This is a genomic window from Novosphingobium olei (assembly GCF_037076535.1).
Classification (GTDB): domain Bacteria; phylum Pseudomonadota; class Alphaproteobacteria; order Sphingomonadales; family Sphingomonadaceae; genus Novosphingobium; species Novosphingobium olei.
In genome coordinates, this window is the sequence record NZ_AP029021.1 from 3,633,420 (window position 1) to 3,654,282 (window position 20,863).

Here is a 20,863-nt window from a genome sequence, read left to right on the forward strand (position 1 = left end):
CGGGCAGAGGGAGAGAAGAGACATGAAGGGCGAAGCCGAATTCGAAGCCGCGCTGGCCGCGGCGAACCTGCCCGGCGCAGTCGCGCTGATCACCGACAGCAAGGACACGCGCTACTTGCGCGCCTTCGGCATGGCCGACGCCGTGGCCGGGGTGCCCATGCGCGAGGATTCGCTGTTCCAGATCGCATCGATGACCAAGGCGCTGACCAGCGCGGCGGTGCTGCAGCTGGTAGAGCGTGGCAAGCTCGATCTCGATGCGCCGGTGGGCGCGATCCTGCCTGAACTGGCCGATCCGCAAGTGCTCGACGGCTTCGATGAAGCGGGCGCGCCGATCCTGCGGCCCGCAAAATCGCCGGTGACGCTGCGCCACCTGCTGATGCACACGTCGGGCTGCGGCTACACCTTCATGAACGCCGACCTGCTGCGGCATGCCATGGCGACCGGGAACATGGCGCCCGGCACCCGCAAGAGCCTGGACCAGCCGCTGGCATTCGATCCGGGTACGCGCTGGGAATACGGCACCGGCATCGATTGGGCGGGACTTGCGGTCGAGGCCGTGACCGGGATGCGCCTTGGCGAATGGTTCGAACGGGAGCTGACCGGGCCGCTCGGCATGACGCAGACCCGCTTCCGCGACAGCTGGTCAGCCGACGACGCGCAGATCCACGTCCGCAGCGAATCGGGCGAGCTGACCACGCAGGCGATGGTCCTGGGCGCCGGCGAATACCACAACGGCGGGGGCGGGCTTTCGTCCACCGCGAGCGATTATGCGCGCTTCCTGCGCATGGTGCTGCGTGGCGGCGAACTGGACGGCGTGCGCGTGCTTTCGCCAGAATCGGCGCAGGCGGCGCGGACCGATGCGCTGGCGCCGCATCTTTCGGCGGGGGAAATGGCCACCGCGATGCCCGGCTTTGCCACCGCGTTCGATCCGTTGCCCGGCCAGCGCGGCGGCTGGACGATCGGCGGCTTCCTGGTCAACACCGAGACCGGCCCTGCCGGCCGATCCCCGGGCAGCCTGCACTGGGCGGGCATCTTCAACTGCTATTACTGGATCGACCCCGATCGCGATCTGGCCGGCGTTATCCTGACTCAGATGTCGCCCTTTGCCGAACCGGGCGCGCTGGACGCCTTTGCCGCGCTCGAGCGAATGGCCTGCGCCAACGCCTGAACGCGCGGCGAGTTAGCCGACCGCAAGCGCGAGCGGCACCGCGGGCGATGCGTCCTCCAGCGCAGAGTTGCGGCGGTGCTGCCCGGGCCGGGCGAGGACGGCGGGCCGCGATTCGGGGTCACGGGTGCGGAAGCTGGAGACGAGTGAGGACAGGCGTTCGGCTTCCGCCGAAAGGCTGCGCGTGGCGGCCGATGACTGTTCGACCATTGCAGCGTTTTGCTGGGTCATGCGGTCCATTTCGCCGACCGCGCCGTTCACGTGGGCGAGATTGGTGGCCTGCTCGTGCGCGGCCGAGGCAATGTCGCCGATCAGCGCGTTGATTTCGGTCACCCGGCCGACGATCGCTTCGAGCTTCGATCCGGTATCGCCGACAAGCGCGACGCCCTGCGCCACCTGATCGGCGCTGGTGGTGATCAGCGCCTTGATATCCTGTGCCGCATCGGCCGAGCGCTGGGCCAGCGCGCGCACTTCGTTGGCGACCACGGCAAAGCCCTTCCCGGCATCCCCGGCGCGGGCCGCTTCGACACCCGCATTGAGCGCCAGAAGATTGGTCTGGAAGGCGATGCCATCGATCACCGCGATGATCGTGCCGATTTCGCGGGCGGAGTTCTCGATCGCGGCCATGGCGGCAATGGCGCGCTGCACCACCTCGCCGCCTTCGCTCGCCTCGCGGTGGGCCTCGCTCATCGACGCCTGCAGCGCACCGGCGCCGGCAGCGGTTTCGCGCACGCTGGAGGTAATGGCGTCCATCGAATGCGCGGTATCGGCAAGGCGCGCGGCCTGCTGTTCGTTGCGCTGGGCAAGGTCTTCCGAGGCAGCGCGGATTTCGCCGATCGCGCTCGACACGCTGGTCGAGCCGACGCGGACTGAACGCATGGCTTCGGCGAGCGCGGCAACCGCGGCGTTGTAATCCAGCCGGATCGCGTCGTAGCCATCGGGCAGCGGCTCGGTCAGGCGGAATTCGAGATCCTTGCGCGCCAGATGCTCGAGCCCCGCCGTCAGGTGCGCGACGAGCGCTTCCTGCGCTTCCGACGCGCGCTGGCGGGCAAGGCCGTTTTCGCGGAACACGTCGATCGCCTGGGCCATCATGCCGATTTCGTCGTTGCGGGTGATCCCTTCGATCGGGCGGTCGTAATCCCCGTGCGCCATCGCGGTCATCACGTCGGCGGTTTCGACCAGCGGAGCGACGACGCGATGCTGGACCTGGCGCGCCGCCCAGAGCAGCACGGCCACCAGTCCGGCCGCAAGCAGGGCGAGGAAGCCGAGCGCGAGGCTGATCCGCACGTTGTCCCCATGCGCCATCTTCGCCTTGTAGTCGGCCGAAAGCTTGACCAGGGCCTGCACCTCTGCGTGCTGGCGCTGGTAAGCGGGGCCGAGTTCGTCGTGGAAGGCACGCGCCGCGCGGACCTGGTCTCCAGCATCGACCGCGGGAAGAAAATCGTTATCGACCGCCGCCCAGAACTTCTCCGCCGTCGCAATGGTGCGATCCATCGAGGGCCGCATCTCCGGCGGCAGGGGCGCTTCGCTCCAATACTTCTGGCGTTGCAGGAATTCGGCGTGTTCTTCCACCAGTTCCTGCTTCTGCGCGGGTGCGACCGAAGGATCGTTCACGATCAGCGCGGCGTGGAGATAGGATTCGACCACGAAGGCGGGTGGGGGGAGGATATCCGCCACCAGTTCGTCCTGAAGCGACACGCGCGCGGTGATCGGGCCACCCTGGCGGATGAACCACACCACGCCGGTGCTGACCAGAATCGCCACGAGCATCGCGGCGACAAGCGCCCGGGCACCGTTGCGGGCGAGACGGCTGATCATGCGAAAAACTCCAGTCGGTCCGATGGAACCTGCCGTTCTGCCTAGGGAGGGCGGGTGAAAAAGCCCCCTTTGCCAAGACAGGGGATTCTGCGGAGTTCGGATCGCGGGGCCGCGCACGAAAAACCCCGCCGGATCGCTCCGGCGGGGCCTTTCACGTTCAGTCGGACAAGCCGTTTCAGGCTTCGTCGTCACCCTGGATCAGGTAGTCGCCGGCGTCCGCGTCGGTGCCGTGGGTTTCACCCTCGATCACCGCCAGCGGATCGTCGCCGATCGCCGCTTCCGGGCCCTGCGCCAGTTCGGCGGCATGCTCTTCAGCAGCCGTGGCCGGTGCGATGAGCGATTCCTGCAGCTTGCGATAGGACGCGCGGAGCGCGGCATCGCGGCTGGTGGCGGCAACGCGCATCCGGTTCATGCCCGCGCCGGTGCCGGCGGGGATGAGACGGCCGACGATGACGTTCTCCTTGAGACCGATCAGTGAGTCCTTCTTGCCTTCCACGGCCGCCTGCGTGAGCACGCGGGTGGTTTCCTGGAACGACGCGGCCGAGATGAACGAACGCGTCTGCAGGCTGGCCTTGGTGATGCCGAGCAGCACCGGCTTGCCTTCGGCCGGGCGCAGGCCCGCTTCCAGCTTGCCGTTGATCTCGTTCATCTCCTCGACGTCGACCTGTTCGCCCGGCAGCAGGGTGGTGTCGCCACCGTCGGTGATCTCGACCTTCTGCAGCATCTGGCGAACGATCACCTCGATGTGCTTGTCGTTGATCTTCACGCCCTGCAAGCGGTAGACTTCCTGGATTTCCGCGACGAGGTACTCGGCCAGGGCTTCGACGCCCATGACTTCGAGAATGTCGTGCGGGTTGGGCGAACCCGAGATCAGGTTGTCGCCCTTCTTGACCCAGTCACCTTCCTGGACGTCGATCACCTTCGACTTCGGGATCAGGTACTCGACCGGTTCACCCTCTTCCGGGATGATCGCGATCTTGCGCTTGGCCTTGTAGTCGCGGACGAATTCGATGCGGCCCGAGATCTTCGCGATGATCGCGTTGTCCTTCGGGATGCGCGCTTCGAACAGTTCGGCAACGCGCGGCAGACCACCGGTGATGTCACGCGTCTTGGCAGCTTCGCGGCTGGCACGCGCCAGCACGTCGCCCGCCTTCACTTCCTGTCCGTCCTCGACCGAGAGGGTCGTGCCCGGCGCCATCATGTAGCGCGCGGCCTCGCCCGAGTTCTCGTCGAGCAGGGTCAGGCGCGGACGCAGGTCTTCCTTCTTGGCGCGGCCACCTGCGCGGTTTTCGGTCACCACACGCTGGGCGATACCGGTCGCATCGTCGACCTGTTCGGTGAGCGTGCGCCCGTCGATCAGGTCCTGATAGCGGACGATACCCGGCTTTTCGGTGATCACCGGCAGGGTGAACGGGTCCCATTCGGCCAGGCGATCGCCCTGCGCGATGGTGGCGCCGTTTTCGTGCAGCAGGTGGGTACCGTAAGGCACGCGGTGCATGGCGCGTTCGCGGCCTTCGGTATCGATCACCGCGATCTCGCCATTGCGGGCGAGCGACAGGCGACGACCGCGGCTGTCGATGATCGTCGGGATGTCGCGGTATTCGACGGTACCGTCGCAGATCGCTTCGAGGTTCGACTGTTCGTTGACCTGCGCCGCGCCACCGATGTGGAACGTACGCATGGTCAGCTGCGTGCCGGGCTCGCCGATCGACTGGGCGGCGATGACGCCGACCGCTTCACCGATGTTCACCGGCGTACCGCGCGCGAGGTCGCGGCCGTAGCAGGTGCCGCAAACGCCCTGCTGGGCTTCGCAGATCAGCGGCGAGCGGATGCGCGCCGACTGGACGCCGGCCGCTTCGATGCGGACGATGGCGGCTTCGTCGAGCAGCGTGCCCTTGGGGCAGATCACCACGCCGGTCTTCGCCTCGATCAGGTCTTCGGCCAGCGTACGGCCGAGGATGCGCTCGCCAAGCGAGGCGATCGTCGAACCGCCCTGCACGATCGCGCGCATTTCCAGCGCTCGCTCGGTACCGCAGTCGTCGATGGTGACGACGCAGTCCTGCGACACGTCGACCAGACGGCGGGTCAGGTAACCCGAGTTCGCCGTCTTGAGCGCGGTGTCAGCGAGGCCCTTGCGGGCGCCGTGGGTCGAGTTGAAGTATTCAAGGACGGTCAGGCCTTCCTTGAAGTTCGAGATGATCGGCGTTTCGATGATCTCGCCCGACGGCTTGGCCATGAGGCCGCGCATGCCGGCAAGCTGCTTCATCTGCGTCGGCGAACCACGCGCGCCCGAGTGGCTCATCATGTAGATCGAGTTGATCGGCTTCTGACGGCCCGTTTCGGGGTCGACCGGCGAGGCCTTGATCTCGTCCATCATGGCCGCGGCCACCTGGTCGCCGCAGCGGCTCCAGGCGTCGATGACCTTGTTGTACTTTTCCTGCTGGGTGATCAGGCCGTCCTGGTACTGCTGCTCGTAGTCGGCAACCAGTTCCTTGGTTTCGTTGACCAGCGCATCCTTGCTGTCGGGGATGATCATGTCGTCCTTGCCGAACGAGATGCCCGCCTTGAATGCGTTGCGGAAGCCCAGCGCCATGATCGCGTCGGCGAACAGCACCGTGTCCTTCTGGCCGGTGTGACGGTAGACCTGGTCGATGACGTCGCCGATTTCCTTCTTGGTCAGAACCTTGTTCACGACCTCGAAGGGAACCTTGTGGCTCTTGGGCAGGCATTCGCCGATCAGCATGCGACCCGGCGTGGTCTCGAAGCGCTTGAGGTACTGCTGACCGTTCTCGTCGGTCTGCGGCACGCGGGCCACGATCTTCGAGTGCATGGTCACCGCACCGGCGTGGAGTGCCTGGTGCACTTCGGCCATGTCGGCCAGCATCATGCCTTCGCCCGGCTCGCCCGAACGATCGAGCGAGAGGTAGTACAGGCCCAGCACCATGTCCTGCGAAGGCACGATGATCGGCTTGCCGTTGGCGGGCGAGAGGATGTTGTTGGTCGACATCATCAGCACGCGCGCTTCGAGCTGGGCTTCCAGCGAGAGCGGCACGTGGACGGCCATCTGGTCACCGTCGAAGTCGGCGTTGAACGCCGAGCAGACGAGCGGATGCAGCTGGATCGCCTTGCCTTCGATCAGGACGGGCTCGAACGCCTGGATGCCGAGACGGTGCAGCGTGGGCGCACGGTTCAGCATAACCGGGTGTTCGCGGATCACCTCGTCAAGGATGTCCCAGACTTCCTTGCGCTCCTTCTCGACCCACTTCTTGGCCTGCTTCAGGGTCATCGACAGACCCTTGGCATCGAGACGGGCGTAGATGAACGGCTTGAACAGTTCGAGCGCCATCTTCTTGGGCAGGCCGCACTGGTGCAGCTTGAGTTCGGGGCCGGTCACGATGACCGAACGGCCCGAATAGTCGACGCGCTTGCCGAGCAGGTTCTGGCGGAAGCGGCCCTGCTTGCCCTTGAGCATGTCGGACAGCGACTTCAGCGGACGCTTGTTGGCACCGGTGATGACACGGCCGCGGCGGCCGTTGTCGAACAGCGCGTCAACGGCTTCCTGCAGCATGCGCTTTTCGTTGCGGACGATGATGTCCGGCGCGCGCAGCTCGATCAGGCGCTTGAGGCGGTTGTTGCGGTTGATGACGCGGCGATAGAGGTCGTTGAGGTCCGAGGTCGCGAAGCGGCCACCATCTAGCGGCACCAGCGGGCGCAGTTCGGGCGGGATGACCGGCACGACGTCGAGGATCATCCATTCCGGACGATTGCCCGAATCGATGAACGATTCGACGACCTTGAGGCGCTTGATGATCTTCTTGGGCTTCAGCTCGCTCTTGGTGGTGGCGAGCTCCTCCATCAGGTCCTTGCGTTCCTGTTCGAGGTCGAGATCGATCAGCATCTGCTTGACCGCTTCGGCGCCGATGCCGGCGCTGAACGCGTCTTCGCCGTATTCGTCCTGCGCGTCGAGCAGTTCGTCCTCGGTCAGCAACTGGTAGCGTTCGAGCGGGGTGATGCCCGGCTCGATGACCACGTAGCTTTCGAAGTAGAGGATGCGCTCAAGCTGCTTGAGCTGCATGTCGAGCAGCAGGCCGATGCGCGAAGGCAGCGACTTGAGGAACCAGATGTGCGCGACCGGCGCGGCCAGTTCGATGTGGCCCATGCGCTCGCGGCGCACCTTGGTGACGGTGACTTCGACGCCGCACTTTTCGCAGACGACGCCCTTGTACTTCATGCGCTTGTATTTGCCGCACAGGCATTCGTAGTCCTTCACCGGACCGAAGATGCGCGCGCAGAACAGGCCGTCACGCTCGGGCTTGAACGTGCGATAGTTGATGGTTTCCGGCTTCTTGATCTCGCCGAAGGACCAGCTGCGGATGCGCTCGGGGCTCGCCAGACCGATCTGGATCTGGTCGAAGGTCTCGGGCTTGGCGAGCTGGTTGGTGAACTTGGTAAGGTCGTTCATTTTTGCCGTTCCCTTGCCTCATGCCGAGGCTCTGGACGTGAAATCTTTGATTGCGGCGGGACGGGCGGCCCGCGAAGGAGCCGCCCGGACCGGTTACTCCGCAGCCTGCGCCAGGCCGTCGTCGTCCTCGTCGTCGAGCGACGAGAGTTCGACGTTGAGACCCAGCGAGCGCATTTCCTTGACGAGCACGTTGAAGCTTTCGGGAATGCCGGCCTCGAAGGTGTCGTCGCCCTTGACGATCGCTTCGTAGACCTTGGTGCGGCCGACCACGTCGTCCGACTTCACCGTCAGCATTTCCTGCAGCGTGTACGCAGCACCGTAAGCCTGCAGCGCCCAGACCTCCATTTCGCCGAAGCGCTGGCCACCGAACTGCGCCTTGCCGCCCAGCGGCTGCTGGGTGACGAGCGAGTACGGCCCGATCGAACGCGCGTGGATCTTGTCGTCGACCAAGTGGTGCAGCTTGAGCACGTACTTCATGCCCACGGTCACCTTGCGGTCGAAGCGGTCACCGGTGCGCCCGTCGAACAGGTCGACCTGGCCCGATTCATCGAGCCCGGCGAGACGCAGCATGTCGGCCACGTCCTTTTCCACCGCGCCGTCGAACACCGGCGAGCCCATCGGCACGCCTGCGCGGACGGACTGCGCGAATTCGACGATCTGGTCATCGCTGCGGGCCGCGATCTCGTCGGCGTAGTTGTCGCCGTAGATCTCGGTCAGCAGTTCGCGCACGGCTTCGGGCGGCTGGCCGGCTTCGGGGTTCGGGTTCGCGGCGCGCCAGGCGTCGAGCGCCTCGCCCACCCGCTTGCCCAGGCCACGAGCAGCCCAGCCGAGGTGCGTTTCGAAGATCTGCCCGACGTTCATGCGCGAAGGCACGCCCAGCGGGTTGAGCACGAAGTCGACCGGCGTGCCGTCCTCGAGGAACGGCATGTCCTCCTGCGGCAGGATGCGGCTGATGATGCCCTTGTTGCCGTGACGGCCGGCCATCTTGTCGCCCGGCTGCAGCTTGCGCTTCACCGCGACGAAGACCTTGACCATCTTGAGCACGCCCGGAGCGAGGTCGTCGCCGCGCTCGAGCTTCTCCTTGCGATCCTCGAACTTCTCCTGGATCGCCTTGACGGTCTCGTCGTACTGGGCCTTCACCGCTTCGAGCTGGGCCTGGCGGGCATCGTCCGCCACCGCGAACTTCCACCATTCGTGACGCTCGACATCGCCGAGCACCTGCTCGTCGATCTCGGTGCCCTTCTTGATGCCCTTGGGCGCGGCCGTGGCGACCTGGCCCAGCAGCATTTCGCGCAGGCGGTTGAAGGTGGCGCGGTTGAGGATCGCGCGCTCGTCCTCGCGGTCCTTGGCGAGGCGTTCGATTTCCTCGTTCTGGATGGCGCGGGTACGGTCGTCGATCTCGATGCCGTGACGGTTGAAGACGCGAACGTCGACGATCGTGCCCGAAACGCCCGGCGGCAGGCGGAGCGAGGTGTCGCGCACGTCGCTGGCCTTTTCGCCGAAGATCGCGCGCAGCAGCTTTTCTTCCGGCGTCATCGGCGATTCACCCTTCGGGGTGATCTTGCCGACGAGGATGTCACCGGGGTGCACTTCGGCGCCGATGTAGACGATGCCCGCTTCGTCGAGGTTGCGGAGTGCTTCCTCGCCGACGTTCGGGATGTCGCGGGTGATGTCTTCGGGCCCGAGCTTGGTGTCGCGGGCCATGACCTCGAACTCGTCGATGTGGATCGAGGTGAAGACGTCTTCCTTCACGATCCGCTCGGAGATCAGGATCGAGTCCTCGTAGTTGTAGCCGTTCCACGGCATGAACGCGACGAGGACGTTGCGGCCGAGCGCCAGCTCGCCGAATTCGGTCGAAGGACCGTCGGCCAGGATGTCACCCTTTTCGACCAGATCGCCCACCTTCACCAGCGGACGCTGGTTGATGCAGGTCGACTGGTTCGAACGCTCGAACTTCTGCAGGCGGTAGATGTCGACGCCCGACTTGCCGGCTTCGATATCGCCGCTGGCGCGGATCACGATACGCGTGGCGTCGACCTGGTCGACCACGCCCGCGCGCAGCGCCGCGATCGCCGCGCCCGAATCGCGCGCGACGGTTTCTTCCATGCCGGTGCCGACGAACGGGGCGTCCGCCTTGAGCAGCGGAACGGCCTGGCGCTGCATGTTCGAGCCCATCAGCGCGCGGTTGGCGTCGTCGTTTTCCAGGAACGGAATGAGCGAGGCGGCCACCGAGACGAGCTGCTTGGGCGAAACGTCCATCAGCGTGATCTGGTCGCGCGGGCTCATCACGAATTCGCCGTTCTGGCGCGCCGAGACGAGTTCCTCGACGAACGAGCCGTCAGCCGTAAGCTCGGCCGAAGCCTGCGCCACGGTGTGCTTCTGCTCTTCCATCGCCGACAGGTAGATGACGTCCTTGGTCACCTTGCCATCGACCACCTTGCGGTACGGGGTTTCGATGAAGCCGTACTTGTTGACGCGGGCGAAGGTCGACAGCGAGTTGATCAGACCGATGTTCGGGCCTTCCGGCGTTTCGATCGGGCAGATGCGGCCATAGTGCGTCGGGTGGACGTCGCGGACTTCGAAGCCGGCGCGCTCGCGGGTGAGACCGCCCGGCCCGAGCGCCGAGACGCGACGCTTGTGCGTCACTTCCGACAGCGGGTTGGTCTGGTCCATGAACTGCGAGAGCTGCGAGGAACCGAAGAATTCGCGCACCGCGGCGACTGCGGGCTTCGCGTTGATCAGGTCGTTCGGCATGACGGTCGACACGTCGACCGAGCTCATGCGCTCCTTCACCGCGCGTTCCATGCGCAGCAGGCCAACGCGGTACTGGTTTTCCAGCAGCTCGCCCACCGAACGCACGCGACGGTTGCCGAGGTTGTCGATGTCGTCGACTTCGCCCTTGCCGTCCTTGAGGTTCACCAGCTCCTTGACCACGGCGAGGATATCCTCGGTGCGCAGCGTGGTGACCGTGTCCGGGCAATCGAGGCCGAGACGCATGTTGAGCTTGACGCGGCCAACGGCCGACAGGTCGTAGCGGTCGCCATCAAAGAACAGGCCATCGAACAGCGCTTCGGCGGTTTCGCGCGTCGGCGGCTCGCCGGGGCGCATCACGCGGTAGATGTCCGACAGCGCCTGGTCGCGATCCTCGGCCTTGTCGGCCTTCATCGTGTTGCGGATCCAGGGACCGGTGTTGACGTGGTCGATGTCGAGCAGTTCGAGCCGGTCGACGCCCGCCTTGTCGAGCAGGTCGAGGTTCTCGGGGCTGACTTCGTCGCCCGCCTCGATCCAGATGCGACCGGTCGATTCGTCGATCAGGTCCTTGGCCGAATAGCGGCCGAAGATTTCCTCGGTCGGGATCAGCAGCTCTTCAAGGCCATCCTTCGCGGCCTTGTTCGCGGCGCGCGGCGAGATCTTGGTGCCGGCCGGGAAGATCACTTCGCCCGACTTGCCATCGACGATGTCGAACTGCGGCTTCTGCCCGCGCCACTGGTCGAGCACGAAAGGCACCTTCCAGCCGCCTTCGCCACGCACCCAGGTGACCTTGTCGTAGAAATGATCGAGGATCTGTTCGCCGTTGAGGCCGAGGGCATAGAGCAGCGCCGTGACCGGCAGCTTGCGCTTGCGGTCGATGCGGACGTTGACGATGTCCTTGGCGTCGAATTCGAAGTCGAGCCACGAACCGCGGTAGGGGATCACGCGGGCGGCGAAGAGGTACTTGCCCGACGAGTGGGTCTTGCCGCGGTCATGGTCGAACAGGACGCCCGGCGAACGGTGCATCTGGCTGACGATCACGCGCTCGGTGCCGTTGATGAAGAACGTCCCGTTCTCGGTCATGAGCGGGATGTCGCCCATGTAGACGTCCTGCTCCTTGATATCGATGAGCGACTTGGTCTCGGTCTCGGCATCGACTTCGAAGGTCGCGAGCTTGAGCGTCACCTTCATCGGCGCGGCGTACGTGATGCCGCGCTGGCGGCACTCGGTCACGTCGTACTTCGGCGCCTCGAGGACGTAGCCGTCCTTTTCCTTGATATCGAGCGAAGCAGTGCCGGCGAAGTCCTGGATCGGGAAAACCGAGCGCAGGGTCTTTTCGAGACCCGAGACATAGCCCGTCTCGGGGTCCGAACGCAGGAACTGCTCGTACGATTCGCGCTGCACCTCGATGAGGTTGGGCATCTGCACGACTTCGTGAATGTCACCGAAGATCTTGCGGATGCGGCGCTTTACGCCGGGGCGTGCGCTGGGGGCCTTGGTCGCCATGGGGAGAGGGTGCCTCTTCGCTTCTTGAATGCCGGAAAACCGGCGTAAATCCGTGCCAAACGCGGCGTTGGCGCCACCAAACGCAAAAGGGCCGCACGGCGGACGATCTCCCGTTCAGGAGGCCAGTGCCTTGCAGCCTTTCGCGTCAGATGGATGCCCGCCGCTTCCTTCCCGAGCCGTCCCCCGCGCATGGGACGGCCTTGCTCGAAGCGGCGAACCGTTGATGACGATATAGGCGGCCCCTGTTGGAAAGTCAAAGGCGGCAACAGCTTGGCTCCGGAAGCGCCGCTTCATCCACAGTATCGAAATTCGATATTATCGATTGACGATATGTTCGACTCGCATTATTGAATATCGATATCGAGCATATCGGAGAACGTTAATGCCCCGCCTCCCCCATCCCAGAACCCGGCACGACCGCGAGACGGCGGGCTTGGTCATCGCCGCGCTACTGGCGCTGGCACTGTCGCTTCCCGCCATTGCCGTAGCGCCGCTGCCCGCAGCCGCTCCCCAAGCCCCCGAACTCGCCTGAACGCCCCGAACTCGCCTGAACGAAGGACCCTGCCCCATGAAACTCCGTCCCAAGGACCCCCTGCTCGCCGCCGCTAGCGGCATTGCCCTGCTTGGACAGGGCCTTTCAGTGGTCGTCGCCGGCGCGACGCTGATCGCCGCCCCCGTGCTGTTCTTCCTGCGCGACCAGGTTCTGACCGCGCTGTCGAGCGAAGCGGGCCATGCGATGCCCGGTTCGACCGTCGTGGCGATCGCGCTGATCCTGCTGCTCGTCGCGGCGATGGCGATCTGCGCCTTCGTCTTCCTGCGCCATCTGCGGCGGATCATCGACAGCGTGGGCCACGGCGACCCCTTCGCGCCCGTCAACGCCCGCCGCCTTGCCGCGATGGCCTGGCTGACGCTGGCGATCGAGGGCCTGTCGATCCCGGTTGGCGGCATTGGCCAATGGCTTGCCGCGACGATCAAGGATGCGACCTCGGACTTCGGCATATCGGTCGGCGGCGTCCTGCTGGCGCTGATCCTGTTCATCCTTGCCCGCGTGTTCCGCGAAGGCGCCCGGATGCGCGACGATCTGGAAGGGACCGTGTGATGGCACCGCAGACCCCCACTCCGGAAGCGCCGACGCGGATCGTGGTGAAGCTGGACGACCTGCTCTACCAGCGCCGCATGACGATGACCGAGCTGGCCGAGCGCATCGACCTGACGCTCGCCAACCTTTCCATCCTCAAGACGGGCAAGGCCAAGGCCATCCGCTTCTCGACGCTCGAGGCGATCTGTCGCGAGCTAGACTGCCAGCCGGGTGATGTCCTCGGCTACCGCACGGAGGGTTGATGACCCCATATCATCAATCTGCGCGGCGCCTCAGAACCTGAACAGTAAATTAACCCTCGATTGACGGCCGATGAACAGAATCACTCTGTTCATCGGCATATTTATTCGGCTCAACTTCTGGCCGCGTAAATGGGTTCGATCCATCGCATTCTTGGGGAACGGTGCAGTTGTGCCACATATTTACTTGGCATGACTAACACCGCCAACCGTTCGTCTTGTGCCAGTGCGGCGATTGCAGCCGTTCTCGCGCTCGTTTCCACCCCGGCCCTGGCGCAGGACGCCACGGCCAGCAGCGATCCGCTCAGCAGCACCGCCACCGCGCCAAGCGCAACGCCGGTGACCGTTTCGCCCACTCAGGCACCCGCCCAGACCGCGCCGCGGATCGTGATCCCCGAACCGGCCCAGGTGACGGCAACTACCGACGCTGCTCCTGCGACCGATGCTCCGGTCGTCCAGTCCAATCCGCAGGTAGCGACGACCGCCGCCTCGTCTTCGGCCGATAGCGCGTCCGAGACGGCCGCTGCGACACCTGCCCCAACGCCGCGTGCCCGTACCGCTTTGGCAACCGCGCGCACCAGCGCTGCCGTGACCGCGCCCGCCGTGGCTGCCACAGTCGCAGCGCCGAACATGGCAAGTCCCGCAACGCCCGCATCGCCGCTGGCGGCATCTAGCCAGCCCGCCGCCCCGCGTGCCGAAGCTTCGGCGCCGGCGCCTGCCGCCAACACATCGTCGCGGACCGTCGACTGGGCGCTTCCGGTCGGACTGATCGCACTGCTCGGCGTGGGTGGTGCGGCGGTGGTCGCGGCGCGTCGTCGCCCGGTCTATGCCGATGACGACAGCTATGAGACCAGCACCGTCGAGATGGTGCCGCCGCCTGCCCCTGCACGTCACGAGCCGATGATGGCGCGCGATGCATCCGACACGCTGGCTGCCGAACCCGCGATTCCGGCAGATGCGCCGGTCTACCGTCCGGCCATGGCGGCCACTACCGCGCCGATGCTCGATCCGGATGGGCCGGTTCCGCAGGGCGACGAGCGCCGTGCCCTGATCGACCGGATGGTGGCGGCAGCGCCCGACGAGGCCAACCCGTTCAAGTCGCCCAAGGGCCGTGCCCGCCGCGCGCGCCTGATCCTGCAGGCGCAGGAAAACCGCTGGAATGCGGCGCACGGGACGGTGGAAGCGCCGGTGGCTGCAGAAACCCGGCCGGCGATGGCCGAACCCGCCTATGCCCGGACCGCGCCGGCTCGCAAGCCGCAGGCACCGGCCTTCCCCACCCGGCCGCTCCGTCCCGCCTACAGCTGATCGACTGGATCGGCGGCCGGATAGCCGGCCAGATAGCCTGATCGTCGCGCGACCCCCTTCCCCTTGCGGGAGGGGGGTTGTTGCATATCGGGCCCCGCGCTTGACTCCGGCGGGCGATTGGGCCAATGGCGCGCCCCTGATCGGAGCGGCCGCGAGGCGCAGCGTCGGTCATCCGTCCGAGACCGTCGGTGCAGGTTTCCTGCTTAATTTCCGACCTAGGCGGGGAAAAGAGTTTCAAGGCCCGGTACGTTCCTGAAGGATCGTGTGGCCCCACGCGTCGCTTTGCGGCGCTTCTCCTTCCCTTGTCACGGACTCGCCGGTGGTCTTCGGGCCATCGACAAACGTAGCCGGCCGTCCGGGGTTCGCCCCGGCCGGTCACATGTGAAGGAGTAAGGCATGGATCGTTCGCAGAAAGCCGAATCGGTCGCATTCCTGAGCGGCGTCTTCAACGAGGCTGGTGCGGTGGTGATCACCCGCAACCTCGGCATGACGGTGGCCCAGTCCACCGACCTGCGCAACAAGATCCGCGAAGCGGGTGCGACCTACAAGGTTGCGAAGAACCGTCTTGCCAAGCTTGCCGTCGCAGGCACCGATTACGAAGGCATTGGTGATTTCTTCACCGGTCCGACCGCGATCGCTGCCTCGGTCGATCCCGTCGCCGCCGCCAAGGTGATCGTCGAGTTCGCCAAGACCACCGACAAGATCGAGATCGTCGGCGGTGCGATGGGTTCGCAGGTTCTCGACGAGAACGGCGTGAAGGCTCTTGCCTCGATGCCGTCGCTCGACGAACTGCGCGCCAAGCTCATCGGCCTCGTCCAGGCTCCGGCCACGAAGATCGCCCAGCTCGCGACCGCTCCGGCGGCCAAGCTGGCCCGCGTCTTCGGCGCCTACGCCAAGGAAGCCGCATAAGCGATTCCGGCAGGGCGGCGACGCCCTGCGCCAGGGATCGTGGCAAGCCAAACAGACTGTTCGATTTCCGGCCGGCGGCGCTGCCGCCGGGCGTCACACAATCAGGAGTGAATTATCATGGCCGATATCGCCAAGCTCGTTGAAGAACTTTCGAAGCTGACCGTCCTCGAAGCCGCCGACCTCGCCAAGGCCCTCGAAGAAGCCTGGGGCGTGAGCGCCGCTGCCGCTGTTGCGGTTGCTGCTCCGGCCGCTGGCGGCGCCGCTGCCGAAGCCGCTGAAGAAAAGACCGAATTCGACGTCATCCTGACCGGCGACGGCGGCAAGAAGATCCAGGTCATCAAGGAAGTCCGCGCGATCACCAACCTGGGCCTGACCGAAGCCAAGGCGCTGGTCGAAGGCGCTCCGAAGGCGATCAAGGAAGGCGTGTCGAAGGCTGAAGCCGAAGACATCAAGAAGAAGATCGAAGAAGCCGGCGGCACCGTCGAGCTCAAGTAATCTTCTTCGGCTTTCTTGCCGAGAAAATGGAAAGGGCGGCCCCGCCGGGGTCGCCCTTTTCGTTTGCGCTCAATCGAGCTGCACCTGCCGCAGCGGCGGCAGCGCCCACTGGAACAGCGCCGCGCCAAGCAGGCTGACGCCGGCAGCAAAGGCGAAGGCACCACCGAAGCCGCCGGTCGCATCGACGATCGCGCCGGTGACCAAGGGTCCGATCACCCCCGACAGGCTGCCGATCGCATTCTGCCAGCCGATCCAGCTGCCCGCGAGCCGTTCGCCGGCGAAGATCTGCCCGATGGCATAGGCCATCGTCGGCCCCGGCCCCATGGCGATGCCGGTAAACACCAGCCAGCCGAGCAGCGCCCCCTGTCCCTGCGACAGCGCGATGCCCGCGATGCCGATGGCGAGGCCGACCTGCCCCGCCACGCTGAAGGCACGGCGCACCTGATCCTCGCTGCGTCCGGCGCGCACCAGCGAGTCCGAGAAGTGCCCTGTGGCGAGCGAGGACAGCGCCTGCGCCCCGAAAGTCGCCGCAGCGAGCCAGGCCATCGTCGGGATCGGCAGGCCGCGCGTGCCCGTCAGGTACAGCGGCAGCCAGATCGAGACGAAGAAGAACGCATAGTTGGCGGTCACGTGGCAGGCGCCGGTGATCCACAGCGCCTTCTGTCGCAACAGTGCGCCATAGGAAAAAGTGGCGGGCGGGACCGTACGGCTTTTCACCGGCAAGGCGCGCACGACAAAAGCCCAGGGCACCAGCCACAGCAAGGTGACCGCGCCGAACGCGACGAAGACCGCCTCCCACCCCATCCGCGCGAGGATGGCCCCGCCTGCCAGCGTGCCGACGGCCGGGCCGAGCGCGAGGCCCACCGCCACCACCGCGTTGGCGATGCCGCGCCGCTCAGCCGGCACATGGCGGGCGATGATCTTGGAGACGCAAGGGAAGACGAAGCTTTCACCAAGGCCCAGCAGCAATCGCAAGACCACGAGCAGGGCAAGGCCGCGCACGAACCCGGTGAGTAGCGTGCTGAGCGACCACAGCGCCAGCGCGAAGGCCAGCGCGCGATAGACCGGCACGCGGTCGCTGATCCAGCCGACCAGCGGCTGCATCGCGCCATACGTCCAGAAGAAGGCCGACGCGGCAAGACCGAAGGTCGTCGCCGAAAGCCCCAGCTCCGCCTTCATCTTGGGTGCGGCGATGCCGATCGCGCCACGGTCCACGAAGTTGAGCAGTACGGCGAGCGCCAGCAGCGCGACCAGCGCCGTCGTTACCCCGCGTTGGCCTTGCCTGCCTGTCACCGTCATGCCCATTGAACTCCCCGATCCTCCGGTTGTGGCAAGGAAGCGGCGCGACGGCAATCGGGCTCGACAAGCCCTTGAAGTCCTTGCGCGATCGGCACCAGCGCCTATGCCCCGTGGGCATGATCGGGTTTCGCCGCATTTCGCACCACGCGCTGCGCGCACGCCTCGCCGCCCTGACCGGCGCGCTCGCGCTTGGCCTTGTGGCGGTGCTGTTTGCCCGGGCGGGCGAAGCGGCGCAGGCCCTGTTCGATGCAACGCTTGCCCATGCGCCCTATGCGACGCTGATCGTGACCCCGATCGCCTTTGCGCTCATCACCGGCGCCACGCGGCGCTGGTTTGCCGAGGCACGCGGTTCGGGCATCCCGCAGGTCATGGCGGCAGCATCGGGCCACGATCCCGATGCGCAGGCGCGGGGCCCCCTGCTTTCGCTGCGCAATGCGGTGGTCAAGATCGCCGGCACGCTCGGCATGCTGCTGGCAGGGGGCGCGGTCGGGCGCGAGGGGCCGACCGTGCAGGTGAGCGCGGCGATCATGGGCGCCTGCCACCGCTGGCTGCGCGTGCCTGCAACATCGGGCGTGATCATCGCGGGCGGTGCGGCGGGCGTGGCGGCGGCGTTCAACACGCCGCTGGCGGGGGTGGCCTTTGCCATCGAGGAACTGGCCGCCGCCTTCGAGCAGAAGCTTGCCCTCAACGTCATGCTCGCAGTGCTGGTGTCCGGCCTCGTCAGCCTGTCGCTGGCGGGGGACTACGTCTATTTCGGCGCCATGGCGCAGAGCCTGCCGATCGGCGCCGCGATCGGTGCCGCGCTGCTGGCAGGCGTTGCGGGCGGACTTGCCGGTGGCGCCTTTTCCAGGCTGCTGATCGCCTTTGCCGAAGCGCAGCACCCCGCGATCGCCGCGATCAAGCGGCGGCCCGTGCTGTTCGCCGCCGGGTGCGGGCTGGTGGTCGCCGCTGTGGGCGTTGCCTCGCACGGGCTGACCTGGGGGACGGGCTACGGCGCAACGCGCAAGCTGCTCGAGGGCGGCACGCAGAGCGGCTGGTTCGGCCCTGCACGCTTCGTCGCGACAGTGGCGACGGCGGTCAGCGGCGCGCCCGGTGGCATCTTCGCGCCATCGCTGTCGGTCGGCGCAGGGCTCGGCCAGATGCTGACGCCGCTGTTCCCGGGCGATTCCTCGGGCGCGATCGTGATGCTGGGGATGATCGCCTATTTTGCCGGGGTGACGCGCGCGCCGCTGACCGCCGTCATCATCGTGATGGAAATGACCGCCAACCGGGCGATGATCCTGCCGCTGTTCGGCGCGGCGATCGTCGCCGATGCGGTCAGCGCGTGGGTCTGCCCCGAAAAGCTGTACCACGCGCTCTCCCGTCCGTTCAGAACGCGAGGCTGAACGATCCCACCAGCCGCGCCTTGGCCTTGCGGCCGATGAAGGTGGCATCGGTATCGTGGTAGCGCACGGCGAGCGTCGCCCCCTTCATGACCGCATAGGAAACCCCCGCGTTCCACGTGGTGTAGTTGAACGCGTCGCGGACATCCTGGTGGCCCACGGCGGCAGATGCGGTCAGCTTGTCGGTCAAGGGGTAGCTGGCGCCAAGTTCGGCATAGACCGCATGGTGGTGCGACCCGAAGTAATTGCCGGTGTAGTAGCCCGCCGCCTTCAGCCCGAGCTTGCCGACGCTGGTCGAAAGCGCCGCCTTGGCTTCGAGCGTATCGATCTTCACCGGCGCATCGACATAGCCGTAGCGGACGAAGCCGATGTCGAGCTTGGCGGGACCGAGGTTGGCGACATACCCACCCCACAGGTCGTATTCCTGGCTGATCCCGGCAAAGCGCACGTTTTCGGTGCCGGCGCCGGCGTAGAGCCCCTTGTAGCCCAGCGAGACGGTGGCAAAGACGGCAGGCTTCTGGTCCGACTGGCTCACCCCTCGCCACACGTAATCGGTGGCGGCGCTGACCCCGAAACCGACTTTGAGATCGGACGGTGCTTCGGTGTGCACATTGGCGGCAGGCGCCTTGTCGACATAGGCGTGCTGGTCGGGCTTGGCATCTTCGGCGAACGCGCAAGCGGGGGCGACGCCCGCGGCAAGGGCCGCGGCGGCAAGCATGATCCTCATCTGGCAATCCTTCCCTGTTGTGTGGGCGCGCGCGGGCCTTGTCCGTGGCGCGTCACCCGGATCGAATGGTGTTTTTCGTCTTTTTGCTGGATCAGGTCCCGGAGCGCCTCGGGAGAGGGTGCTGGCGCTGCGCTCCGGGAACTGGCGACCCGTCGGGCCTCAAGGCCTCGACAAGTACCGTCTCGTCAGAAGAAGCCGAGCTTCTTCGGGCTGTAGCTCACGAGCATGTTCTTGGTCTGCTGGTAATGGTCGAGCATCATCTTGTGCGTTTCGCGCCCGATGCCCGATTGCTTGTACCCGCCGAACGCCGCGTGCGCGGGATAGGCGTGGTAGCAGTTGGTCCACACCCGCCCGGCCTGAATCGCGCGGCCGAAACGGTAGCAGGTGTTGGCATCGCGGCTCCACACGCCCGCGCCAAGGCCATAAGCGGTGTCGTTGGCGATCTGCAGCGCTTCTTCCGGTGTCGAGAACGTGGTGGTGGAAACCACCGGCCCGAAGATCTCTTCCTGGAAGATACGCATCTTGTTGTGGCCCTTGAACACGGTCGGTTGGATGTAGAAGCCGCCCGCCAGGTCGCCGCCCAGCTGTGCCACGCCGCCGCCGGTCAGAACCTGTGCGCCTTCATCCTTGCCGATCTGCAGGTAGCGCAGGATCTTGTCCTGCTGCTCCGCGCTCGCCTGCGCGCCGATCATCGTCGCGGGATCGAGCGGATTGCCCTGCACGATCTGCTGCACGCGGGCGATCGCGCGCTCCATGAAGCGGTCATAGATCGATTCGTGGATCAGCGCGCGGCTGGGGCAGGTGCAGACCTCGCCCTGGTTCAGGGCGAACATGACGAAGCCTTCGATCGCCTTGTCGAAGAAGTCGTCATCGTGCGCAGCAACGTCGGCGAAGAAGATGTTGGGGCTCTTGCCCCCCAGCTCCAGCGTCACCGGGATCAGGTTCTCGGAAGCGTACTGCATGATCAGGCGGCCGGTGCTGGTCTCGCCGGTGAACGCGATCTTGGCGATGCGCTTGGAGCTGGCGAGCGGCTTGCCTGCTTCCAGGCCGAAGCCGTTGACCACGTTGAGTACGCCCGGCGGCAACAGGTCGCCGATCAGGTCCATCAGCACGAGGATCGAGGCCGGGGTCTGCTCCGCGGGCTTCAGCACCACGCAGTTGCCCGCCGCCAGCGCAGGCGCAAGCTTCCACGCCGCCATCAGGATCGGGAAGTTCCACGGAATGATCTGGCCGACCACGCCCAGCGGTTCGTGGAAGTGATAGCCGATGGTGTCCTCGTCGATCTCTGCGATCGAGCCTTCCTGCGCCCGCACGCACCCCGCGAAATAGCGGAAGTGGTCGATGGCGAGCGGAATGTCGGCGGCCAGCGTCTCGCGGATCGGCTTGCCGTTGTCCCACGTTTCGGCCGTGGCGAGCAGGTCGAGGTTGGCTTCCATCACATCGGCGATGCGCAGCAGGGCCAGCGCGCGGTCGGCCGGGCTGGTGCGGCCCCAGGCGTCCTTGGCGGCGTGCGCAGCATCGAGCGCGAGCTCGATGTCGTCGGCGTCCGAGCGCGCGACGCGGCATACGACCTTGCCGTTGATAGGCGAGACATTGTCGAAATAGCGCCCGGCGCGCGGGGCCACCCACTTGCCGCCGATGAAGTTGTCGTAGGTGCTGGCGAAGGGAGCGACCTTCGCGGCCTTGTCGGCCAATGCCATGTCCAT

General features: G+C 66.1%; 14 protein-coding genes. 8 read left to right on the forward strand and 6 right to left on the reverse strand.

Annotation, left to right across the window (positions count from 1 at the left end):
• Nucleotides 1–22: 22 nt before the first annotated feature.
• Nucleotides 23–1,168, forward strand: coding sequence for a serine hydrolase domain-containing protein (locus AACH40_RS17245; RefSeq protein WP_169493963.1), 1,146 nt, complete (start codon nucleotides 23–25; stop codon nucleotides 1,166–1,168).
• A 12-nt stretch (nucleotides 1,169–1,180) separates the two neighbouring features.
• On the opposite strand, the gene AACH40_RS17250 is transcribed toward AACH40_RS17245, so the two are convergent.
• The 3 genes from AACH40_RS17250 to rpoB all read right to left on the reverse strand — a co-directional run bounded on the left by AACH40_RS17250 (nucleotide 1,181) and on the right by rpoB (nucleotide 11,702).
• Nucleotides 1,181–2,983, reverse strand: coding sequence for a HAMP domain-containing methyl-accepting chemotaxis protein (locus tag AACH40_RS17250; RefSeq protein WP_338643453.1), 1,803 nt, complete (start codon nucleotides 2,981–2,983; stop codon nucleotides 1,181–1,183).
• A 175-nt stretch (nucleotides 2,984–3,158) separates the two neighbouring features.
• Nucleotides 3,159–7,445, reverse strand: a complete 4,287-nt coding sequence (gene rpoC, locus AACH40_RS17255; protein ID WP_169493961.1) for a DNA-directed RNA polymerase subunit beta' — start codon at nucleotides 7,443–7,445, stop codon at nucleotides 3,159–3,161.
• Nucleotides 7,446–7,538: 93 nt separating this feature from the next.
• Entirely contained in the window at nucleotides 7,539–11,702 is a 4,164-nt protein-coding gene (gene rpoB, locus AACH40_RS17260; RefSeq protein WP_338643454.1) for a DNA-directed RNA polymerase subunit beta, read from the reverse strand.
• A 382-nt stretch (nucleotides 11,703–12,084) separates the two neighbouring features.
• Here rpoB and AACH40_RS17265 point away from each other — a divergent pair, with 382 nt between their 5' ends.
• The 6 genes from AACH40_RS17265 (at nucleotide 12,085) to rplL (ending at nucleotide 15,749) form a co-directional block, all read left to right on the forward strand.
• The gene (locus tag AACH40_RS17265) at nucleotides 12,085–12,234 is read left to right on the forward strand and encodes a hypothetical protein (protein WP_338643455.1); all 150 of its coding nucleotides are present in this window, start codon (nucleotides 12,085–12,087) and stop codon (nucleotides 12,232–12,234) included.
• A 36-nt stretch (nucleotides 12,235–12,270) separates the two neighbouring features.
• Nucleotides 12,271–12,801: a DUF2975 domain-containing protein gene (locus tag AACH40_RS17270; protein WP_169493958.1), complete on the forward strand. Its 531-nt coding sequence runs from the start codon at nucleotides 12,271–12,273 to the stop codon at nucleotides 12,799–12,801.
• On the forward strand, nucleotides 12,801–13,043 hold the full coding sequence (locus tag AACH40_RS17275; protein ID WP_169493957.1) for a helix-turn-helix domain-containing protein: 243 nt from the start codon (nucleotides 12,801–12,803) through the stop codon (nucleotides 13,041–13,043). Before AACH40_RS17270 ends, AACH40_RS17275 begins: the two co-directional genes overlap by 1 nt.
• Nucleotides 13,044–13,232: 189 nt before the next feature.
• Nucleotides 13,233–14,345, forward strand: a complete 1,113-nt coding sequence (locus AACH40_RS17280; protein WP_338643456.1) for a hypothetical protein — start codon at nucleotides 13,233–13,235, stop codon at nucleotides 14,343–14,345.
• Nucleotides 14,346–14,741: 396 nt separating this feature from the next.
• A complete protein-coding gene (gene rplJ / locus AACH40_RS17285) occupies nucleotides 14,742–15,254 on the forward strand; it encodes a 50S ribosomal protein L10 (RefSeq protein ID WP_169493955.1) in 513 nt (170 codons plus the stop codon).
• 117 nt (nucleotides 15,255–15,371) lie between these two features.
• Nucleotides 15,372–15,749, forward strand: coding sequence for a 50S ribosomal protein L7/L12 (gene rplL / locus AACH40_RS17290; protein WP_169493954.1), 378 nt, complete (start codon nucleotides 15,372–15,374; stop codon nucleotides 15,747–15,749).
• A gap of 69 nt (nucleotides 15,750–15,818) precedes the next feature.
• On the opposite strand, the gene AACH40_RS17295 is transcribed toward rplL, so the two are convergent.
• Entirely contained in the window at nucleotides 15,819–17,048 is a 1,230-nt protein-coding gene (locus AACH40_RS17295) for an MFS transporter (protein ID WP_338643457.1), read from the reverse strand.
• A gap of 116 nt (nucleotides 17,049–17,164) precedes the next feature.
• On the opposite strand from AACH40_RS17295, the gene AACH40_RS17300 reads away from it, so the two are divergent.
• Nucleotides 17,165–18,433: a chloride channel protein gene (locus AACH40_RS17300; RefSeq protein WP_338643458.1), complete on the forward strand. Its 1,269-nt coding sequence runs from the start codon at nucleotides 17,165–17,167 to the stop codon at nucleotides 18,431–18,433.
• Here AACH40_RS17300 and AACH40_RS17305 read toward each other — a convergent pair.
• Nucleotides 18,417–19,157 (reverse strand): TorF family putative porin, encoded by a 741-nt coding sequence (locus tag AACH40_RS17305; RefSeq protein ID WP_338643459.1) that lies wholly within the window; start codon nucleotides 19,155–19,157, stop codon nucleotides 18,417–18,419. The two genes, AACH40_RS17300 and AACH40_RS17305, sit on opposite strands and share 17 nt — an antisense overlap.
• 185 nt (nucleotides 19,158–19,342) lie before the next feature.
• Nucleotides 19,343–20,863 carry an aldehyde dehydrogenase gene (adh, locus tag AACH40_RS17310; protein ID WP_169493950.1) on the reverse strand — a complete coding sequence of 507 codons (1,521 nt, stop codon included), beginning with the start codon at nucleotides 20,861–20,863 and terminating at the stop codon, nucleotides 19,343–19,345.

Excerpts from the sequence above, each read along its gene's own strand:
- AACH40_RS17305 (WP_338643459.1), bottom strand. The coding sequence starts at position 19,157 with ATGAGGATCATGCTTGCCGCCGCGGCCCTTGCCGCGGGCGTCGCCCCC.
- AACH40_RS17265 (WP_338643455.1), top strand. The coding sequence starts at position 12,085 with ATGCCCCGCCTCCCCCATCCCAGAACCCGGCACGACCGCGAGACGGCG.
- rpoB (WP_338643454.1), bottom strand. The coding sequence starts at position 11,702 with ATGGCGACCAAGGCCCCCAGCGCACGCCCCGGCGTAAAGCGCCGCATC.
- rplL (WP_169493954.1), top strand. The coding sequence starts at position 15,372 with ATGGCCGATATCGCCAAGCTCGTTGAAGAACTTTCGAAGCTGACCGTC.
- rplJ (WP_169493955.1), top strand. The coding sequence starts at position 14,742 with ATGGATCGTTCGCAGAAAGCCGAATCGGTCGCATTCCTGAGCGGCGTC.
- AACH40_RS17300 (WP_338643458.1), top strand. The coding sequence starts at position 17,165 with ATGATCGGGTTTCGCCGCATTTCGCACCACGCGCTGCGCGCACGCCTC.
- AACH40_RS17280 (WP_338643456.1), top strand. The coding sequence starts at position 13,233 with ATGACTAACACCGCCAACCGTTCGTCTTGTGCCAGTGCGGCGATTGCA.
- adh (WP_169493950.1), bottom strand. The coding sequence starts at position 20,863 with ATGGACATGGCATTGGCCGACAAGGCCGCGAAGGTCGCTCCCTTCGCC.
- rpoC (WP_169493961.1), bottom strand. The coding sequence starts at position 7,445 with ATGAACGACCTTACCAAGTTCACCAACCAGCTCGCCAAGCCCGAGACC.
- AACH40_RS17270 (WP_169493958.1), top strand. The coding sequence starts at position 12,271 with ATGAAACTCCGTCCCAAGGACCCCCTGCTCGCCGCCGCTAGCGGCATT.
- AACH40_RS17250 (WP_338643453.1), bottom strand. The coding sequence starts at position 2,983 with ATGATCAGCCGTCTCGCCCGCAACGGTGCCCGGGCGCTTGTCGCCGCG.
- AACH40_RS17275 (WP_169493957.1), top strand. The coding sequence starts at position 12,801 with ATGGCACCGCAGACCCCCACTCCGGAAGCGCCGACGCGGATCGTGGTG.
- AACH40_RS17295 (WP_338643457.1), bottom strand. The coding sequence starts at position 17,048 with ATGACGGTGACAGGCAGGCAAGGCCAACGCGGGGTAACGACGGCGCTG.
- AACH40_RS17245 (WP_169493963.1), top strand. The coding sequence starts at position 23 with ATGAAGGGCGAAGCCGAATTCGAAGCCGCGCTGGCCGCGGCGAACCTG.